Raw genomic sequence first — 17,674 nt, 5'->3', positions numbered from 1 at the left:
CCCCGCCGCGACCCATCCAGATCGCCGCTGAACCACCCGCGCCCCCGGTGAATACGGCAGCGCCCCCGGCACCCGCCACGGCCTGAGCAGAACCCGCATCGCCTCCCCGGGCCCCGTCGGTCGCGGGAACGCGTCGATCCTGCGTCGACAGGGCCGTCGCACCGTTGCCACCGCGGCCGCCGGTCGCCGTCGCCGCCTCGGCGGCGCCCCCCGCGCCTCCGGCCTCAATGCCGTGGCCCCCGGCGCCCGCCCACGCGTACGCCGCGCCGGCATCGCAGCCTGCGCCCGGTATCGCCCCCGGTTCCGTCGCGTTCTCGCCGCGACAAAGCGGCACCGACCGATCCGCCTCGACAAGGCCTCCCTCTCCCCTCCAGGCGGGCCCATAGGCCCGGGCCTCACCGCCGTCGCCGCCCACGCCGCCGCGGACAAGCCCCGCGAGGATCAGTGCGGCCGGGTCGTTGCCGGGTGGCAATACGAGCGATCCGTGGTCCCCACCGGCGCCGCCGACGGCCACCGCCACGTGGCGGTCGTTCCAGGTTCCCGTGAAGTCCGAATACTGGAGGGCGGAACCCCCGGTTCCGCCGTCGCCCAACCGGATCGCGCCCAGGATCGAGACCTGGGTGAAATAGGGGATCCGCACGTCGCCGCCGCGTCCCGCCGGGCCGCCCACGGCCTCGTAGAGATCGCCTTCGCGCGGGTCGGCGACTCGGAGCCGCGCCTCGCCTCCGTTCCCGCCGCGACCGCTCGCGATCAAGCCCGTGGGTTCGAGGAGGAGGGTCGCCGCGACGATCGACACGGATCCGCCGCGTTCCCCCGGCATGCCGACGACCGGCGTCACGCCGCCGCTCACGTCCCGTCCTTCGAAGCCGGGCGCCGCTTCGAGGATTCCCGAAACCCGAATGAGGCCGGTGCTCGTCAATTCGATGGACGCCCCCGGGACGGACGACGCATCGGGCCGAAGGGCGCCCGCGAGATCAAGCAGCGATCTTGTCTCAAGAACGAGATGGTCCACGAGGATCAAGTCGACGCCCTGGGGGATGACGATCGAATCGTAAGCGTACCAGCCCCAGACGGGTCCCGAGGCAAACGCGCACGAACCTTCGTGGCGGCCGGGCTGACACGTGGGCAGCGAAAGGCCCGCGGTTGCGGCCCCCGCGAGAGGCGAGGCGACCATCAGCGCGGCCGCGAAAAGAACCCAGGCCCGGGCGGGCGTTTTCACAGGCGACATCGGTACGCTCCGGCGGGGCCATCGAACCCGATCCGGCTGTCTCCCGCCCAGCCTTCGCCATTGCTGCCGAGAAGGATCCAACCGGCGCCTCCCTGGCCTCCGAAGCCTGAACCGAGGCCGCGGCTTCCCCGGAAGCCGCCCCAGCCTGGGTTCATGCAAATCGTGTCGTCCCAGATGCCTGGGTAGCCATAGTTCCGGTGGCACGTCAGCAGGGCTTCGCATTTTTGAAGCTTCAGGATCCAGTTGTCGGAGCCGTCGTAGTAAAGATAGTCCCCGTTTCCACCCGGTCCGCCGTTGCCGCCGTCCCCCGGGTGCGCGTATCCGCTTCCACCATTGCCACCATAGAGGAGTCCGTTTCCTCCCCGGCCGCCTTCGGCCTTGGCATAGCCGCCTTTCCCTCCCTCGCCTCCACGCCCGCCAGGAATCGAATCGGTGGGGTCGCTCGTGCAACTGTAATGCGCACAAGCGGGACCGCCGCGGCCGCCGTGACCGCCGTGAGGCGCGTAGGTCCACGAACTCCCGCCATCCCCGCCGCGGATGAGGCCGTTGCCTCCGTGACCGCCCTTGCCGTGAATCGAACCGCCACTGCAACCAGGGATACCCGGAACGCCATACTCGGTCGGCCCGCGGTCGCCTCCATTGCACGCGCGACCGCGCTCGCTGGTGTAATCCGCGGCGTTACAGGCCATCGCGGGCTGATTCAGGAGCGGAACGTAGACCTCCGTGCAGCCCGCCTCGGCGAAGCCGCCGGCGCCACCCTGTCCACCCAGGACGCGACCCGATTGAAGGAGCGCGAGCAGATCGGTGGCGGCCGGGGGCACGAGGGTCCCGCTCGCGCCGCCGTCACCGCCCCAGGCGGCGCCGTCGGATCGAACGCTTCCCCCGTCACCACCGTTTCCGACAATGAACGTCCCGGTCGCTGCCAAGGTCGGCGTCTTGAAAATGATGTCACCGCCGCGGGCTCCGGGAAGACCCACGTGGCCGGCGACGCCGCCGTCGGCTCCGTCTCCGCTTTGGATGATGCCGGCCACGGTTCCGGTCTGGCCGGAAATCGTCACCGAGCCGCCCGCGCCGTCCTCGAACGCGGCCGAGGCCGCGCGGACCTCGCCTGGAATCGAAATCACCTGATCGGACACGAGTTCAAGGAGACGGCCGCCTTCGATCACCCCTTCCACGCGGAGGCTCAAACGCGAGTAGAGCGTCAACGTCTCCGACGAGGGTACCGTGATTGTGACGCCCGCCGGGACGGTGATCGTGGAATACATGAACACGCCGCTTGTCGTGCAGGAGGCCGAGAACGTGTAGGCGCCGACACCCGCGCCGGGCGCGCAGGTCGACGACGCTTCCGCGGCCGGCGGCAGCACCGCCGCGAAACTCGCGACGACGAGGGAAGCGACGATCGTGACGGCTGAAACAGGCGCGCGGGTCCGAGGGGTTGATCTCATGAATTAACTCTTCACGTTGACGGCCGTGGCCGAACACGCTCGACCTCAGCGTCCGTCGCAATAGCACAATACCGACCTTTAGCTTTTTTTTTATATGGGGCGCGCATTTTGCCGAGATTTCGAGTCGCACCTGACAGGCACGGCCCTTGCCATAACAAACGTTTATTTCAACACTCGTGCGTGCAGGTCTGGTCTACCATGCGCTTCGCAGCCCACGTCGTGCTGATCCTCGGCATCGCCGTCACGCTCTCAGGTGTCGCCGCGGAACCGCTCAATCATTTGCCTCCATAAGTGCAGGAAACGCTGAAGGACGTGCCCGCGTGGAACAGTCTGGAGGACGCTCTCGTGGGCGAAGGATGCGAGATCAACTTCACCCACGACCCGATCCTGAATCCGAGCGACCGCTGCGTCTTCACCTGTGCCCAAGGCACACCCATCAGCGCCCACATTTCCTGGCAACCCGGCGCACCGAAATACAGCTGGTCGGACGATCCCATGGAAGCAACGATCACCGCGAGTTGCGGCGGCGTCGAAACCTCCTGCCAATCGGAGGCTATCTACAACCAGCAGTACTACAGCCATTCCGAATGCGAATCACCCGAAGCCATGACGATCACGAGCGGAATCGGGACGTGCGTCATCACGACGCCCCTCTGGGATCAAAACCTGTGGCCGATGCAAGTCGCGTCCACCAACGCCGTGAACTGGATCCAAGGCGGATGCCGATCCACCGCGATGCAGGTCAACAACGTTGTTGATCTCGTGCTGGAGGACGTCGAGGAAGTCGACGGGCAGGTTCGGGCGACGTATTCCGGCGCCTTCCCCGAGTGCCGGGAGCCACCGTACCTCCTGCCCTTGGAGCCGGCTCCCGACGAAGGATGCTATATCGACGTATCTATTGAAAAGCCCTATCAATACGACATCGTCAACCGGCAAGAAACCGACCAGTGCATTCCAGACGGTGAGATCGGGCATTGTATCGTCCGGATGGAGGCCATAGCCACGACGGTCAATTTCAACGGGCCGATGGGGTGGCTCACCTGCGACAAGGGAACGACCGTCATCACAGGCCCAGGTGTCACCGCCCAGTGCATCCGGTCGGGTACTAACATCCTGCCCGGCGCGTCATTCCCGGTCGGGAGGGGCAATTACGTCGTTTACTATCACTCGTTTAAATTGCCGCCGGGCGCAAGCTGCACGCTGCGCTTTGCGCAGGTGGTCGGGTATGGTTTCATTCAGCCCGTTCACGACGGGAGTGTGCTCGATTACGGGAGCAACGCGGCCAACCCGGCCCTGAGCGCTGAATTCGTCGTCAGGAACGGAGCCGGGGCTTCGGGCCCGTGCCCGGCCGGTATTCCCTACGTGGTGTGAGGAAGCGCTTATGAATGAACATAGGCACCGTGTGCGTGTGGCCGAAGTGCTGAGACGAGTCCCGCTCTTATCGGTTGCGCTCCTTTGCGCCGTCCTCGTCTTCTCGACCGTTCTTTGGCCCTCTGCCGGCGCGACGGATTCGGAACCCTACGTCTGCACACCGGGCGCGGCCCCGGTGAGCGCCGACCAATTGCCGCCCGAGCACGGCGCCTTCATTACTCATTTCAAGGCCGGCGGCTGGGTCGGATTCCAGCACCATGGACAAAAGGACCTCACGAGCCCCACGGCGGTCATCGCCACCACGGTCTACCGCGTCGATCCCGTGACACACAAGTTGAAAGTGGTCTATGAGAAAACAGAACCTTACACGACGTATTACGACGCGCCTCCTTATCTCCGAGCTGACACGGACGGGGAAACGATCATTGAGATTGGGTCTCGCTCCGAGGTCGGGGCCAAACCTCGTTGCTCGAACGGCGTGATGATCTGGGCTTGGGCCGCAAGCGAATTCGTGATCGTCAGCAGTTCCTACGACCGCCACGCCCTCGCGGGCCACTCGGCCGGGCTCGAAATTTTCGGGGACAATAAGATCTTCCTCTGGAACTACACGACGACGCGCGCCGGGCTCATCACGCCGGACACGCTCGAAACCGAAGTCCTCTCCGTCGGAGCGGGTGGACCCATCATCCCGGGGGCGGGCGCCGTCGTCGGCGGCCTCGCGACCATCGAGGCGCGCGAAGGGTTCTACGGTCATTTCCCTTCGATGGAGCAGGGACTTTTCGAGCCCAACATCGGGATCCGCACGTTCATCGAGCCGAGCGGCCGCCTGCGCATGGACTGCCAGATTTTGCCGCATGAGCCCCGCGAAGAGCAGCCGCCGTTCTGCGCGTCCGACTACGGCATCTATTGGCCCGAAGCCTTCGTCAGCGGACCCGGCACGTATCGATTCGTGAACGTCGCGACGGCGAGCCACATCTCCGACACACCCATCCTCGCGGACTGGATCGACGCGCCGCTCCCGCCCGGCCTCATCTACTGACGCCCCGCTCGCCGGGCCGCGAGGCCCCGCCCGCCGCAACCCTTAATATTGGATCCCCGGGTCGTCGCGCGCGGGTCCTCCCTATGCGCGTCGCCCTCCTCGTCCTCGTCGTCGTGCTCGTCGCCCCCTTCGCGGGGGTCGCGCCGAACGCCGCCGCGTACACGCCGCCCCCGCCCGCGTTCATCCCGGCGCCGGGGACGGGCGACGTCGCGACGTGGCGCTCGGACGTGGACTGGCGGTCGTGGTACGGCAGCCCCGTCCGGGGCGTCGCGACCGAGACGTGGCGCGTCGAGGGGCTCGGCGCGGGCATCGACCGACACGGGCACCCTCACCCGGCCCTCACGATCGAGCGGCACACCCCCGCGCTCGTGACTTCCAATGTCTACCCCGACTTCGCCATCGCTCAGGCGAATTCCACCTTCGCGTTGGACCTCGCGACGGGCGGCCTCCTCGAACGCGACCGCGTGGATCGTTTCGAAACCGTGGAGGGCCGCACGACCCGGACGTTGCGCGACGACCGCACCGACGTCGGCGCGGACCTCGTCCCCTTCACCGCGCTCTGGAACCGCACGCTCGTCGTCGGCGCGAACGTGACGGGGACGATCGACCACAAACCCTACGCTCGCGAGGGCGCGACCACCTACCGCATCTCGGTCGGCGACTGGACGCCCCACAAGGGCTGGATGATGATGCCGATCGCAGGCACGGTCACGTCGACCGAAGGCGCGACGGTCACGACGCAGACGTTCGACGGCTGGTGGCTCCACCTCGACGCCTGGCCGTGGACGCTCACGATCCGCGACGCGCGCGGCACCGTCCGGTACGACCGCGTCTCCGTCGAGGCCGACGGCCCGCCCGCCCCGATCGCGGCGGGCCCCGCCGCGCGCGTGAACGGTCCCCACGCCGAGCCCGTCACGCTCCGCTCGTGGACCGCCGACGGCGCGAAGGACACCACGCTCCCGTTCCCGCTCCAGGACGCGGTCCGCGCGGCGCGCGACCGCGCGCGCCTCGAAGGCGCCACCACGGTCTCCAACGGTCAGCTCGTGGAGGCGCGCTACAGCCGCGGCGACCTCGCGCATCATGCGTGGGTGCTCACGTTCGCGACGGGCGACGCGACGCAGTCCGTCTCGGTCTCGGCCATCGTCCCCGCGCACGGCGTCGCCGTCCCCACGACGCTCGCCTTCGGGCCGCGCGGAGGGCCCCCCGCGTACAACGTGTGGGCCGTCGCGGGCCTTCAGACGATGGACTTCCGGGACGTCGCCCTGCAACTCAGGGCCGCGTGCGGCGTCGACTGCTCCGTCTCGACGCTCGCCATCCGATTCTTTTCCGGCGCGCGGTTCCTGCCGTACCTCGAGGCGACGTCGAGCGAGTACGGCGCGCGCCTCGTCCGCGACCCCCTCACGGGGTCGCGCGACCTGAGCGTCGCGTCGTGGTCGCGGTCGGCGTGACGGGCGCCTCGCGCGCCACACCCGCCTCCGCGAGGAAGCGGCTCGCGCCGCGCTTCGCGGTCGGCGCGCAGGTCGCGACGAAGGCCCGCCGCGCGCGCGTGAGCGCCACGTAGAAGAGCCGGCGCTCCTCCGCGACCGCGTCCGCGAGGTGCGCGGGATCCGCCACGAGGGCCGGCGAGGCGGGGAGACTCCCCTCGCGCGCGGCGAGGAGGAAGACGTGGTCCCACTCGAGGCCCTTCGCCGCGTGGATCGTGGACACCTGGGCGTGCGCGGGGCCGACCTCGCCGTCGGGCGTGCGCTTCGCGGCCGCGAGGCGGTACGCCGCGAGGGCGCGGCGCGTGCGGGCGAGGACCGCGACCTCCGCGGGGTCGGCGCCCGCGGCGAGGAGCGCGGCGACCCGGTCGGCGACGAGCGCGGCCTCGGCCTCGTCGTCCGCGGCCTCGACCCACGCGGGCGCCGCGCCGGGGTCGTCCGAGGCGGGCGCGAGCGCCTCGGCCGCGCGTTCGGGGAAAAGCGCGTTCGCGCACGCGAGCGCCTTCGCCGGCACGCGGAAGCTCGTCGAGAGGACGAGGCCCTCGCGCTCGGCGGCGTCGAAGGCGTCGAGGAACCCGTCGAGGAAGCGCGGCCGCGTGCCGCGGAACGCATAGATGGACTGGCGCGGGTCGCCCACGACGAGGACGTCCGGCCGCGGCGCGTCGGGGGGCGCGCCCGCGCCGGCAAGCGCAAGCACGACCTCGTGTTGCGCGCGGTTCACGTCCTGGTATTCGTCCACAAAGACGGCGTCGTAGCGCGCGGCGAGCGCGTCGCGCGCGGCGCGGTCGTGCGCGAGTCGGTCGCGAAGCGCGAGGACGAGGTCGTCGAAGTCGAGGCGGCCGGCCTTAGCGTGCTCGTACCGCTCGAGCGCGCCGCGCACGGCGTCGCCCGCCCGCGCGAGGCCGGGGAATTGCGCGCCGAGCGCCGCGTCGCTCACGTCGCCGCTCGTCTTCGCGAACGCGAGGACGCCGAGAAGGCGCGCGGCCGCGTCGGGGTCGCCCGGCGCGAGGCCGAGCGCGCGGCGCAGGTGCGGCGCGGCCGGTTGCGCGAGCGCCCAGCGCAGGAGGTCGCCGCCGAGGCGCTCCTGTGCCTCCTCGTCGAGGAAGCGGGCCGCGGCGCCCGGAACGTGCCGCGCGGCGAAGGCGTGGAACGTGAGCACCTCGACGCCGGCATCGCGCGTCCCCGTCGCGAGCGCGACGCGCCGGGCGAGGTGGCGCGCGGCGTCGCGGCCGAACGTGAGCATGAGGACGCGGCCGGGTCGCGCCCGGCCCGAGGCGAGCCGATGCGCGGCGGCGCGCGCGAGCACGAGCGTCTTGCCGCTTCCGGCGCCCGCGACGACGCGGACGACGCGGCGCGGAGCGAGGACGACGGCGCGCTGCTCCGCGGTGAGACCTTCGAGAAGCGCATCCACGGCGGTGGATCGGCCGGGCCAACAAGAACGGTGGTCGGGGAGGTGACCGAAGCTGCCGGGACGCCTCACGGCTTGACGAACTGCCGCCGGGTCTTCTCGGCCTCGAGCTCGCCGCGCTTCTTCTTCAGGTCGTCCACGTAGCGCGCGTAGCCTTCCGGGCTGAGTTTCCCAGTGCCGAGCATGACGCTTGCGCGGCTGATCTTCTTGTTGAGATCCCGGATCGTCTCCTCGAGACGGTGGATCTCCATGTCGTTCTCGGAGAGCGCGACGAAGCCTTCCTGCCGCTGACCCTTCTTGAGCACGCGACCGCGGCCCTTCGTGTTCGGAACCGGGATCTCGTGCGTGTTCGACTTCTCGAACGCGAGGTCCGCGCGCACCACCTTTGCGGGCGGAGGCGGCGGCTTGAGCGACTTCGCCATGAGCACGAGCCCCATGAGCACGATGACGCTCCCGGTCGCGTAGCCGGCAAGCGCGAACGTGTCGCCCACGGAGTGCCCCGCGTACATGACGGCGGGGCCCATGACGAAGCAGACGAGGGCCGGCAGCATGAGGCGGCCCGCGCTCGCGGCGTTCGGCGGCGGCATCCGGGTAACGCTTCTCCCGCGACCCGTTCTTAAGGGTTCGGCTTCCGCACCCGCGGCGGAGCGTTCTTAAAGGGCGGGGGAATTCAGGCGCCACCCGCAGGCGTGGTCTAGCCTGGTATGACTAAGGCCTTCCAAGCCTTCAACTCGGGTTCAAATCCCGACGCCTGCACTCCGCGCGCTGCGCCGCGCTCCGTGCAGGCGTCGGCGACCCTCGGCCGCTGCGGCGGCCGAGGGTCCCGACGCCTCCCGCGCGCATGCGATTGAACGCTCCTTGCCGGTCCAAACGGCGAATGACGAGGGCGGGGGTCCCGTCACCTTGTCCTAAGACAAAACGCGCCCCGTGCAGGCGCCGTTATTCAGCGTTCCGCGATGACGCCCTCGATCTCCTTCACGGCCTGCTGGACCTCGCGGCCGTCGGTGCGCCAGGTCGCGTTGCGGTCGAGGACGACGACGAGCGCGCCCACGTTCTCGACGCGGTGGAAGAGGAGCGAGCCGTCGTCGTAGTGCACGAGGCCACCCTGGTGGCGTTCGAGGTCGAGCGTGCCGCCGATGACGTCGAGGTTCTTCACGATGCTCGCGCAGGCCATCGCGGACAGGACGTCCACGTCCTTGTCCTGGCCCGATTTGCTCACCGCGAGCGGGAGCCCGTCGATCGACGAGAGGAAGGTGCCGCGCGCCTCCGGGAGGACCTCGCGCAGGTCGTTCAGCACCGCTTCGAGCTGGTGACGCACCGACGGCTGCTGGCGCACGAGGTCCTCGACCTCCTTCGCGCGCCGGCGCTCCTCGCCCTCCTCGTGCAGCTCCGTCAGGATCTCCGCGAGGCGCTCCTTGAAGTCGGGCGTGTCCTTGTTCACGTAGCCGATCGCGCCGAGGTGGATGCCCCGCGCCGCCACGTATTCGCTCCCGAACCCGGAGACGAGGACGACGGGCGCCTCCGGATGACGCTGCGTGAGGCGCACGAGCGCCTCGAGACCCGTCATGTCCGGAAGGGCGTAGTCGAGCAGGATGAGATCATAGGGGTTCTTCCGCGCCAGGTCGAGCCCCTCGCCGGCCGTCTGCGCCCAGTCGATCGCGAGGCCGGGGATGCCCCGAAGGCCCCGCTTCACGATGAAGGCGTCCGTCTCGCTGTCCTCGATGTGCAGAATCCGTTGGAACGGTGGGGCGGACGACACAGCACGACCTCCGGAGCCGAGCGCCGTGAACCCGGGGTCCGTGCTCTATGCCGGTTCTGGTACAGGTCGCGAATTGGGGTCGCGTAGGAGGCCGTGCCGGCCCGCCGCCGCGGCGGACCCGGCCAAGCCGTCGAGTGGGTCCCCCCTGATTTGAACAGGAGTCTGAGCGTGTTTCGGACGACCCGAACACGGACGTCGCGGGAAGTCTCCCGAACGCCCAAGGATGGACCAAGCTACCCCAGGGACCCGAGGCGAAGCCGGAAAGCCCGCAACCCTTCTTGAACGTTTCGGGGAAGCCCGACGCGTCGCCGCAGGAGGCTTCGTTGTCGCAGAATTTATCCATCCCGACAGCGACGCCCGCGTGCTCGGGTGCCCATGTCGTGGGACTTTGAAACCGCGGCCGTCGAGGACCGCCACCTCGTCCACCTGTACAGCGATCCGATCGCCTTGCGGGACGCCGTCTCCGCGTGGTTCGCGCCGGCCTTCGCGAACGGCGGCGGGGCCATCCTCGTTGCGACTCCGGCGCACGCGGCCCTCGTGAAGGAGGGTCTCGCGCGCAGGGGCCTCGACCTTGAAGGCCTCGTCGCCGCGGATCGTCTCGTCGTCCTCGACGCGCGCGCGACGCTGCGTGCCTTCATGGTGGACGGCGTGCCGGATTACGAGCGGTTCCTGCGCGTGCTCCAGCCCGCCCTCGAGAAGGCCTCCTCGGGGGGTCGCCCCGTGCGCGCCTGGGGCGAGATGGTCGACCTCCTCCGGAAGGACGGCGAGGTCGACGCCGCCTTGATGCTCGAGTCCTGCTGGAACGCGGCTATGGACACCCGGGACTTCCGCCTCCTCTGCTCGTATGAAGCGGACGCCCTCGATCCGCACACCTATCGTACGCTGCTCGCCGAGCTTTGCCAGGGCCATTCGAGGCTCCTCGGCGAACCTGAGGCGTTTGAAGCGGAGGTCAGGACGAGCGCGATCAGCGTTCTCGGCTACGGCGTGGGCGGCGCGGTCTTCGCGCCGCAAGCCGCCGGGGCGACGCCCTGGCGGATGTCCGCGACCCACGCGGCCCTGCACGATCTTGCGCGCCGGTCGCCCGCGCTTGCGGGGCGCATCCTGGGGGACGTGCGCCGCCGGCGAACGGAAGCCGCCGCCGAGCCGCCGGCGTAGACCGGCCGACTGCGGATGGGCTAAATAATCGACGCAACGGGATCAGACCGCGTCATGCCCGCTTCGCCGCCCACAAAGGACGAGGCCGCGAGGCTCGCCATCCTCCACGCCTACGCGATCCTCGACACGCCGCCCGAAGAGGCCTTCGACGACATCGCGCGCGTGGCCGCCCACGTGACAGGCATGCCCATCGCGCTCGTTTCGCTCGTCGACGCGCAACGGCAATGGTTCAAGGCCAAGGTCGGCCTCGCGGACGAAGAGACTTCGCGGGAAGTGTCCTTCTGCGCGCACGCCATCCACGAACCCGCCCTGCCGTGCATCGTCGAGAACCCGCGCGCGGACCCGCGTTTCGCGGACAATCCCGATGTCCTGGGCGGCCTCGGGATCCGGTATTACGCGGGGGTCCCCCTCGTGTCGAGCGCGGGGCCCGCGGTCGGGACGCTGTGCGTCATCGACAGGACCCCCAATCGCCTGAGTGTCGCGCAGATCGAGACGCTGCAGGCGCTCGCGCGTCAGGTGGTGCGTCTCCTCGAGACGCGGCGGGCGGCCCGCGAGCTCGACGAGGCCCGCCGCCTGCTCGCGTCGCAGGCGCGCGCCCTCGCCTTGCACGATCTCGTCATGGGCGTCGCCCACGAGGTCGGCAATCCCCTGACCTCCATGCGCATCGCCGCCGCGCGGCTCGCCGAGGAGGTGGAGCGGCTGCGGGTGACGACGCCCTCCGCCTCGGTGGACACGGCCGCCCGCTGCGCGCGCACGCTCGGCACGGGTGTCGAACGGCTGTCGGGCCTCGCCCACGCCCTCCGGCGCATCACCGAAGCGTCGACGGAGCCGACGTCGGAGGTCACGATCGAGCGTCTCGTCGCAATGGCCGTCGAGGAGGCGGGTCCCGGCGCGATTCCCGTCGCGCTCGAAATGGCGACGGAGGCGACGATCCGGGGACGATGCCATGAGCTCGCGAAAGCCCTCGCGTCGCTTCTCGACAATGCGCGGGACGCGATGCGCGGTTCCTCGCAAGCGGTCCGCGTCCGCGCGTCCGCCGACGGCTTCCACGCGCGCCTGGAGGTTCGCGACGACGGGTGCGGCATCGCGCCCGAGCACGCGGACCGCATGTTCACCCCCTTCTTCACGACCAAACCCGACGGGACGGGAATCGCGCTTGCGATCGCGCGCCGCACCATCGAAGACCACGGGGGTCGCGTGACGTTCGAGTCGGAGCCGGGCCGGGGCACCGTCTTCCATGTCGAGCTGCCGCTTCGCCGGGACGGCTGAGTCCAGGGGTCGTCGCGCGCGGGCTCCGCGGACGGGTCGAGCGCGGCGCGGCGAGCGTTGCCCCGACGCCATCGCGGCCTTCGCCCCGATGATCCGCGCAGGATCGCGCGTGCGGCTCGCGAACGGGCCCGACCCGACCGCCTTGCCGGGCCGCGCGACGACGGGCCGCGCGCGGGACGCGCGTCGGCGACGCCGCCGCGAGCCTTGAGGGATGGTGCCGTACCGCCGCCCCCGTGACCGCGCGTGCCCCTTGATCCCCGCCGTGCAAAGCCTTCTTGAACAAGTTCGTCCATCGCCGAGGCGAGGGCCTTGGCCGGATTCGACCCCCTACCCGTCATCGCGTTCAAACTCTTCGCGGTGATGTTCCTTGTCCTCCTGAACGGCTTCTTCGTCGCGGCGGAGTTCGCGATCGTCAAGGTCCGCGCCACGCAGCTCGAAGCGCGCGTGCGCCGCGGCGAGCCCGGCGCGAAAAGGGCGGCCCACGTCGTCGAGCATCTCGATGCCTATCTCAGCGCGACGCAGCTCGGCATCACGCTCGCGAGCCTCGGGCTCGGCTGGATCGGCGAGCCCGCCGTCGCGTCCCTCATCGAGCCGATCTTCTTCCTCGCGGGGATCGGGGACCCCGCCATCGTCCACACCGTCGCGTTCATCATCGCGTTCGGGTTCATCACCTTCCTCCATATCGTGATCGGCGAGCTCGCGCCGAAGAGCCTGGCGATCCAGAAGGCCGAGGGGGTGACCCTGTGGACCTCGGCGCCGCTGCACGTCTTCTACAAGATCTTCCAGCCGGCCATCTGGGCGTTGAACTCGGTCGCGAACGCGCTTCTGCGCAGCGCTGGCATGAGGCCCGCGACCGAAGCCGACCTCGTCCACAGCGAGGAAGAGCTCCGGATGCTCCTCGCGGAATCGAGCGCGAAACGGAGCCTCACGAAGAAGCGCGCGGAGATGATATTGAACGTCTTCGAGCTCAAGAAGCTCGCCGCGCGCAACGTGATGACGCCGCGCCCGCGGATGGTCGCGCTCGATGTCACGAAGCCCTTCGAGGAGAACCTCGCCCACGCCGAGGAATCCGGCTACACCCGGTTCCCGCTCGTCGAGGAGAGCCTCGACCGCGTCGTCGGCATGGTCCACTACCGGGACCTCGTGGGGCTTGCGCGATCCTCCGCGACCGCGCCGCGCTCGCTCTCCGCGATCCGCCGCGACGTCATCTTCGTTCCCGACTCGAAGTCCGTCGAGGATCTGCTCTCCGACCTCCTCGGTCGCGGGCGCCACATGGCGATCGTCGTCGACGAGTTCGGCTCCACCGCGGGCCTCGTGACGCTCGAGGACATCTTCGAGGAGCTCTTCGGCGAGATCCGCGACGAGTTCGACGTCGCCGAGGCCGAAGCCGCCTACCGCAAGATCGACGAGGGCCACTACCTCCTCGAGGGCCACATGCCGCTCCACCAGGCGAGCGCCCTCCTGGGCGTCCAGCTCCAGAGCACGGACGTAACGACGCTCTCCGGCTACGTCGTCGCGGAGCTCGGCCGCCTTCCCGCGAAGGGCGAGCGCGTGAAGCTCGGAGCGTGGGACGGCGTCGTGCGCGAAGCCGACCGCAAGCGCGTCAAATCCATCGAGGTGCGCCGGGCCGGCTCCGCCGCGGCGGACGCCGCCTGATCCTCTAGCAACGTCGCTAAAGCGCATCATCGCGAAAGGACATCACCCCCCGGGTCGTCGCCTCGCCCATGGGAGTCCGAACCGCCCTCGTCGCCCTCATCCTCGTCTCAACCACGATCGCCCTTGCCGCCGCCCCCGCCGCGGCGCAGACATTCCCCCTCAATCCCGTGGAGAGCCGGCTCTCGATGGCCATCAAGCCGTTCGACGCGCCCATCGAGCCGCTTTCGGGCGTCGCGGTGGCGAAGGTGATGCTGACCTACAGCCACTTCGCGGCGCCGACGCTCGCGCCGACCCAGGTGAACTTGAAGGTCACCGACGCGCCCTCGTGGGTGGTCGCGGAGGTCAACCCGTCCACGATCCAGATCCAGTCGGGCGGAATCTGCGTTCCCACGTGCCACGCCTCGGCGACGGCGAACGTCCTCGTCCGCACGCTTGCGAGCGCGCCGGCGTTCACGCCGGGATCCATCGTGATCAGCGCCACGGCCCTCCCGAACGGCCTCGTCGCGGGCTCGGCCGCTGACGCGTCCTTCACGGTCGTTGCGGACTACTTCGCGCTCACGCAGGTCCGGGCGCCCGACGCGGTGGAGGTCCCGCGCGGCGGGTTCGTCCGCGAACATCTCACGGTCATGAACGGCGGGAACGCCGACACGCGTCTGCGGTTCGAGCTCGTCGAGGCGCCCGAAGGCGTCCGCGTGAGCCTCCCGAACGCGGTCGTCCTCGAATCGACGCAGCGCGGCGGAAAGGTGACGCAGATGGAACTCCCGTTCAAGATCGAGGCGAGCGCGACCTCGCCCGGCGGGCGCGTCACGTTCCTCGTGAACGCGACCTACGCGCTCGACGACACGATCCGTGGCGACTCGCTCCGCGTCTCGTTCACGGTGGAGCCGGGCAACGCCGCCGACACGGGCGCCGCCGTCCTCGCGGCCGCGAGCTTCGCGACCGCCGGCCCGCAGGCGGGAACGACGTTCGCCTTCGCCCTCGTCGGCGCGGCGGCGGGCCTCGCCCTCGCGTGGCGGAAGGTGGCGCGCCGATGATGCGCGCGCTCGCGGTCGCGGCGCTCCTCGTCGCCCTCGCGGCGCCCGCGGCGGGGCAGATGCCCGGCAGGCCCGCGGAGTCGCGCATCTCGATGAGCGTCCAGCCCATCGACGGGCCGATCATGCCGGAGCGGGGGGTCGGCCTCGCGGAATTGGACATCGTCTACGCCTATTTCTCGGGCGGCGTCGCGCTCGATCCGACGACGATCCGTCTCGAGGTCGAAGGCCCCGCGTGGACGCACGCCTCGGTCACGCCCTCAACGATCCAGGTTGCGCCCGGGCCCGTCCCCGTCGGGCTCGTGGGACGCGTGCACGCCCGCGCGATCGTCGCCGTCGCGACCGATGCCAACGCCCCCGCATACTGGCCCGGCGAGATCCGGATCCGCGCGACCGCGGAGCCCAACGGGCTCATCGCGGGGTCGACAGCGCAGGAGGTGCTCACGGTCGTCGCGGACTGGTTCGCGCTGACGCAGGTCGCCGGTCCGCGCGATGTCGCCCTCGAACCGGGGCGCGACCACAAGGTCGCGTTCGTCGTCGCGAACCTCGGCAACGCGCCCGCGCGCCACGCGGTCACCGTCGTGTCGGCGCCCGAGGGGGTCACCGTCCGCGTGCCCGAACCCTTCGAGACGGGCTCCCGTCAATACGGGAACGCGACCCACGACGCCCCCGCGGTCGTCGTCTTCAGGCTCGCGCCCGGATCCACGGGCGGGCCCGTCGTGCTGCGCGTCGCGACGGCCTACGTGCGGGTCCCCGACGTGATCGGCGAAACGGTGGATTTCACGATCGACGTCGCGCCCACCAAGGGGGATGGCCTGGCCATTTTCTTCCCGGCGACGGACGGACGCGTCCGCACGTCGTCGTTCGGGATGGAGGCGAACGGACCGGGCCTTGCCGGCGCCCTCGCGATCGCGCTTGCGGGCGCTGCCCTCGCGTGGCGTCGCGCCAAGGCGTCGTGACCCGGTCGCTCGCGCGGAGGCCCCGCGCGTTCGCGCCTCGGGAAGGAATCAGAACTCGACCTTCTTCACGACGACCGTGCCGTCGGGCAGGCGGCCGAACGCGAGGCGGTCCCCGACGCCGAGTCCCATCGCGCGCATGATCTCCGGCGACATGAACGTCTTGCGGCCGGCGCCGATGCGGATGACGTCGATGAGGTCGACGCCGCCCTCGAGGCCGTGGGCGTCCTGCGGGTTGTGCGAGCCCGAGTGGGCTTGGGTGGTCATGGACAGCCGAAGCGGCGCGCCGGCCGTGAAGGGCCACGCGGGTGGCAACTTGACAGGCGCGCGGTTGCCCACAGGCTTTTTGTAGGGGCGCCCCGCTCGACCAGGCGGGGTGGCGACCACGTCCGAAATCCAGGAGATGTTCTTCCGCCGGATCCTCGACAGCCGCGGCAACGAGACGATCGAGGTCGACATCCTCACGGACGAGGGCTTCGGCCGCGCGGCCGCCCCGAGCGGCGCCTCGACCGGCGCGCACGAGGTCCAGGCGTGGCCCGAAGGCGGCCCGAAGGCCGGCGTCGAGAAGGCCTACGACATCATCGCGCCGACGCTTCGCGGCATGGACGCGCTCGACCAGCGCGCCGTCGACGACACGCTCGCCGAGATCGACGGCACCGAGAACTTCGCCGCGCTCGGCGGCAACGTCACGGTCGCGACGTCGCTTGCGGTCGCGCGCGCCGCGGCGCACAGCCTCGGCCTTCCCCTCTACGCGTACCTCGGCGGCGCCTTCGTCTCGCGCCTGCCGCGCCCGCTCGGCAACGTCCTCGGCGGCGGCGCGCACGCGATCGGCGGCACCGACATCCAGGAGTTCATGGTCTTCGCCGACGGGCCCACGTTCCAGGACTCCGCGTTCGCGAACGCGAAGGTCCACAAGCGCGTGAAGGACCTCCTCAAGAAGGAGCTCCCGAACACGGCCATCGGCAAGGGCGACGAGGGCGCGTGGGTCGCGCCCATCAAGAACGAGCGCGCGCTCGCGATCGTCGCCGACGCCGCGAAGCACGTCGCGAGCGAGGTCGGCTTCGAGGTGCGCCCCGCGCTCGACGTCGCCGCGACGGAGCTCTGGGACGCGAAGCGGAAGGCGTACGTCTACAAGGACGCCGTCCGCACGACCGACGAGCAGGTCGCCTTCCTCGAAGGCCTCGTCAAGGACTACGGCGTCGTCTCCGTCGAGGACGGCCTCGCGGAGGACGACTGGGAAGGCTGGCAGAAGCTCACGAAGGCGATCGGATCCCGCGCGACGCTCGTCGGCGACGATCTTTTCGTCACGAATCCGACGCGCCTCGAGCGCGGCATCCGCGAGAAGGCCGCGAACGCGATCCTCGTGAAGCCGAACCAGATCGGCACGCTCACGCGCACGGTCCAGGCCATCCAGATGGCGCACGGCGCCGGCTTCCGCAGCATCATCAGCCACCGCTCCGGCGAGACCTCCGACGAGAGCATCGCCCACATCGGCGCCGCCTTCGGCTGCTGGGGCATCAAGACGGGCGCCGTCGGCGGCGAGCGCACGGCGAAGCTGAATGAGCTGATCAGGATCGAAGAAGAAGTTTGAGTTCGGGGCCTTACAGCGGGCACTCCGTCGCATGGGCCTGCGGGCCCATGCGACTCCGTGCCAGAGGAGGGGGCTATCCGCCCCCTCCTCTGGACTCCTCCCGTGGACCAGGGGGCTGCCGCCCCCTGGACCCCCGTCCCAAACCCGCGTTTCTTTCCCGAACGGTGCCCGATTCACAGCCCCCTTTCGCGTGAGCCGTGCGGGGACGCGCGTGGCTGCCCCCTGAGCTGGCTAAACGCGCAAACCCGAGCGCGAACACTGGCTGCGGTCCCGGTCCCGGTCCCG

General features: G+C 70.1%; 15 protein-coding genes and 1 tRNA gene. 10 read left to right on the top strand and 6 right to left on the bottom strand.

Annotation, left to right across the window (positions count from 1 at the left end):
- Nucleotides 1–1,021, bottom strand: a 1,021-nt coding sequence (locus tag VM889_06640; protein ID HVL48215.1) for a hypothetical protein, incomplete at its 3' end; no start/stop codon positions are given.
- 194 nt (nucleotides 1,022–1,215) lie between these two features.
- A complete protein-coding gene (locus tag VM889_06635; protein HVL48214.1) occupies nucleotides 1,216–2,592 on the bottom strand; it encodes a hypothetical protein in 1,377 nt (458 codons plus the stop codon).
- Between the two features lie 372 nt (nucleotides 2,593–2,964).
- Between VM889_06635 and VM889_06630 the strand changes: the two genes are divergently transcribed.
- From VM889_06630 to VM889_06620, 3 genes are all read left to right on the top strand, one after another.
- A complete protein-coding gene (locus tag VM889_06630; GenBank protein HVL48213.1) occupies nucleotides 2,965–4,044 on the top strand; it encodes a hypothetical protein in 1,080 nt (359 codons plus the stop codon).
- A 175-nt stretch (nucleotides 4,045–4,219) separates the two neighbouring features.
- Nucleotides 4,220–5,083: a hypothetical protein gene (locus VM889_06625; GenBank protein HVL48212.1), complete on the top strand. Its 864-nt coding sequence runs from the start codon at nucleotides 4,220–4,222 to the stop codon at nucleotides 5,081–5,083.
- Between the two features lie 83 nt (nucleotides 5,084–5,166).
- On the top strand, nucleotides 5,167–6,531 hold the full coding sequence (locus VM889_06620; protein ID HVL48211.1) for a hypothetical protein: 1,365 nt from the start codon (nucleotides 5,167–5,169) through the stop codon (nucleotides 6,529–6,531).
- On the opposite strand, the gene VM889_06615 is transcribed toward VM889_06620, so the two are convergent.
- Both VM889_06615 and VM889_06610 read right to left on the bottom strand, forming a co-directional pair.
- Complete coding sequence (locus VM889_06615; protein HVL48210.1) at nucleotides 6,482–7,975, bottom strand: ATP-dependent helicase; 1,494 nt, start codon at nucleotides 7,973–7,975, stop codon at nucleotides 6,482–6,484. The two genes, VM889_06620 and VM889_06615, sit on opposite strands and share 50 nt — an antisense overlap.
- A 65-nt stretch (nucleotides 7,976–8,040) precedes the next feature.
- Entirely contained in the window at nucleotides 8,041–8,559 is a 519-nt protein-coding gene (locus VM889_06610) for a hypothetical protein (protein HVL48209.1), read from the bottom strand.
- Nucleotides 8,560–8,655: 96 nt separating this feature from the next.
- Here VM889_06610 and VM889_06605 point away from each other — a divergent pair.
- Nucleotides 8,656–8,728: transfer RNA gene (locus VM889_06605), tRNA-Gly, on the top strand.
- A gap of 187 nt (nucleotides 8,729–8,915) precedes the next feature.
- Here VM889_06605 and VM889_06600 read toward each other — a convergent pair.
- Nucleotides 8,916–9,731 (bottom strand): response regulator, encoded by an 816-nt coding sequence (locus VM889_06600; protein ID HVL48208.1) that lies wholly within the window; start codon nucleotides 9,729–9,731, stop codon nucleotides 8,916–8,918.
- Between the two features lie 375 nt (nucleotides 9,732–10,106).
- On the opposite strand from VM889_06600, the gene VM889_06595 reads away from it, so the two are divergent.
- From VM889_06595 to VM889_06575, 5 genes are all read left to right on the top strand, one after another.
- On the top strand, nucleotides 10,107–10,886 hold the full coding sequence (locus tag VM889_06595) for an MEDS domain-containing protein (GenBank protein ID HVL48207.1): 780 nt from the start codon (nucleotides 10,107–10,109) through the stop codon (nucleotides 10,884–10,886).
- A 54-nt stretch (nucleotides 10,887–10,940) separates the two neighbouring features.
- A complete protein-coding gene (locus VM889_06590) occupies nucleotides 10,941–12,155 on the top strand; it encodes a GAF domain-containing sensor histidine kinase (GenBank protein ID HVL48206.1) in 1,215 nt (404 codons plus the stop codon).
- 309 nt (nucleotides 12,156–12,464) lie between these two features.
- The gene (locus VM889_06585; GenBank protein ID HVL48205.1) at nucleotides 12,465–13,811 is read left to right on the top strand and encodes a hemolysin family protein; all 1,347 of its coding nucleotides are present in this window, start codon (nucleotides 12,465–12,467) and stop codon (nucleotides 13,809–13,811) included.
- Nucleotides 13,812–13,879: 68 nt separating this feature from the next.
- Nucleotides 13,880–14,845, top strand: coding sequence for a hypothetical protein (locus VM889_06580; GenBank protein HVL48204.1), 966 nt, complete (start codon nucleotides 13,880–13,882; stop codon nucleotides 14,843–14,845).
- Nucleotides 14,842–15,801 (top strand): hypothetical protein, encoded by a 960-nt coding sequence (locus VM889_06575; protein HVL48203.1) that lies wholly within the window; start codon nucleotides 14,842–14,844, stop codon nucleotides 15,799–15,801. Before VM889_06580 ends, VM889_06575 begins: the two co-directional genes overlap by 4 nt.
- A gap of 48 nt (nucleotides 15,802–15,849) precedes the next feature.
- Here the strand turns inward: VM889_06575 and VM889_06570 are convergent, their stop codons facing one another.
- The gene (locus VM889_06570) at nucleotides 15,850–16,065 is read right to left on the bottom strand and encodes a hypothetical protein (GenBank protein ID HVL48202.1); all 216 of its coding nucleotides are present in this window, start codon (nucleotides 16,063–16,065) and stop codon (nucleotides 15,850–15,852) included.
- 136 nt (nucleotides 16,066–16,201) lie between these two features.
- On the opposite strand from VM889_06570, the gene eno reads away from it, so the two are divergent.
- Complete coding sequence (gene eno / locus VM889_06565) at nucleotides 16,202–17,389, top strand: phosphopyruvate hydratase (GenBank protein ID HVL48201.1); 1,188 nt, start codon at nucleotides 16,202–16,204, stop codon at nucleotides 17,387–17,389.
- Nucleotides 17,390–17,674 lie beyond the last annotated feature (285 nt).

The organism is Candidatus Thermoplasmatota archaeon (assembly GCA_035540375.1).
In the GTDB taxonomy this organism is placed as follows: domain Archaea; phylum Thermoplasmatota; class SW-10-69-26; order JACQPN01; family JAJPHT01; genus DATLGO01.
Note: the sequence above shows the minus strand (reverse complement) of the source record. Positions and strands in the feature narration are given on the sequence as shown.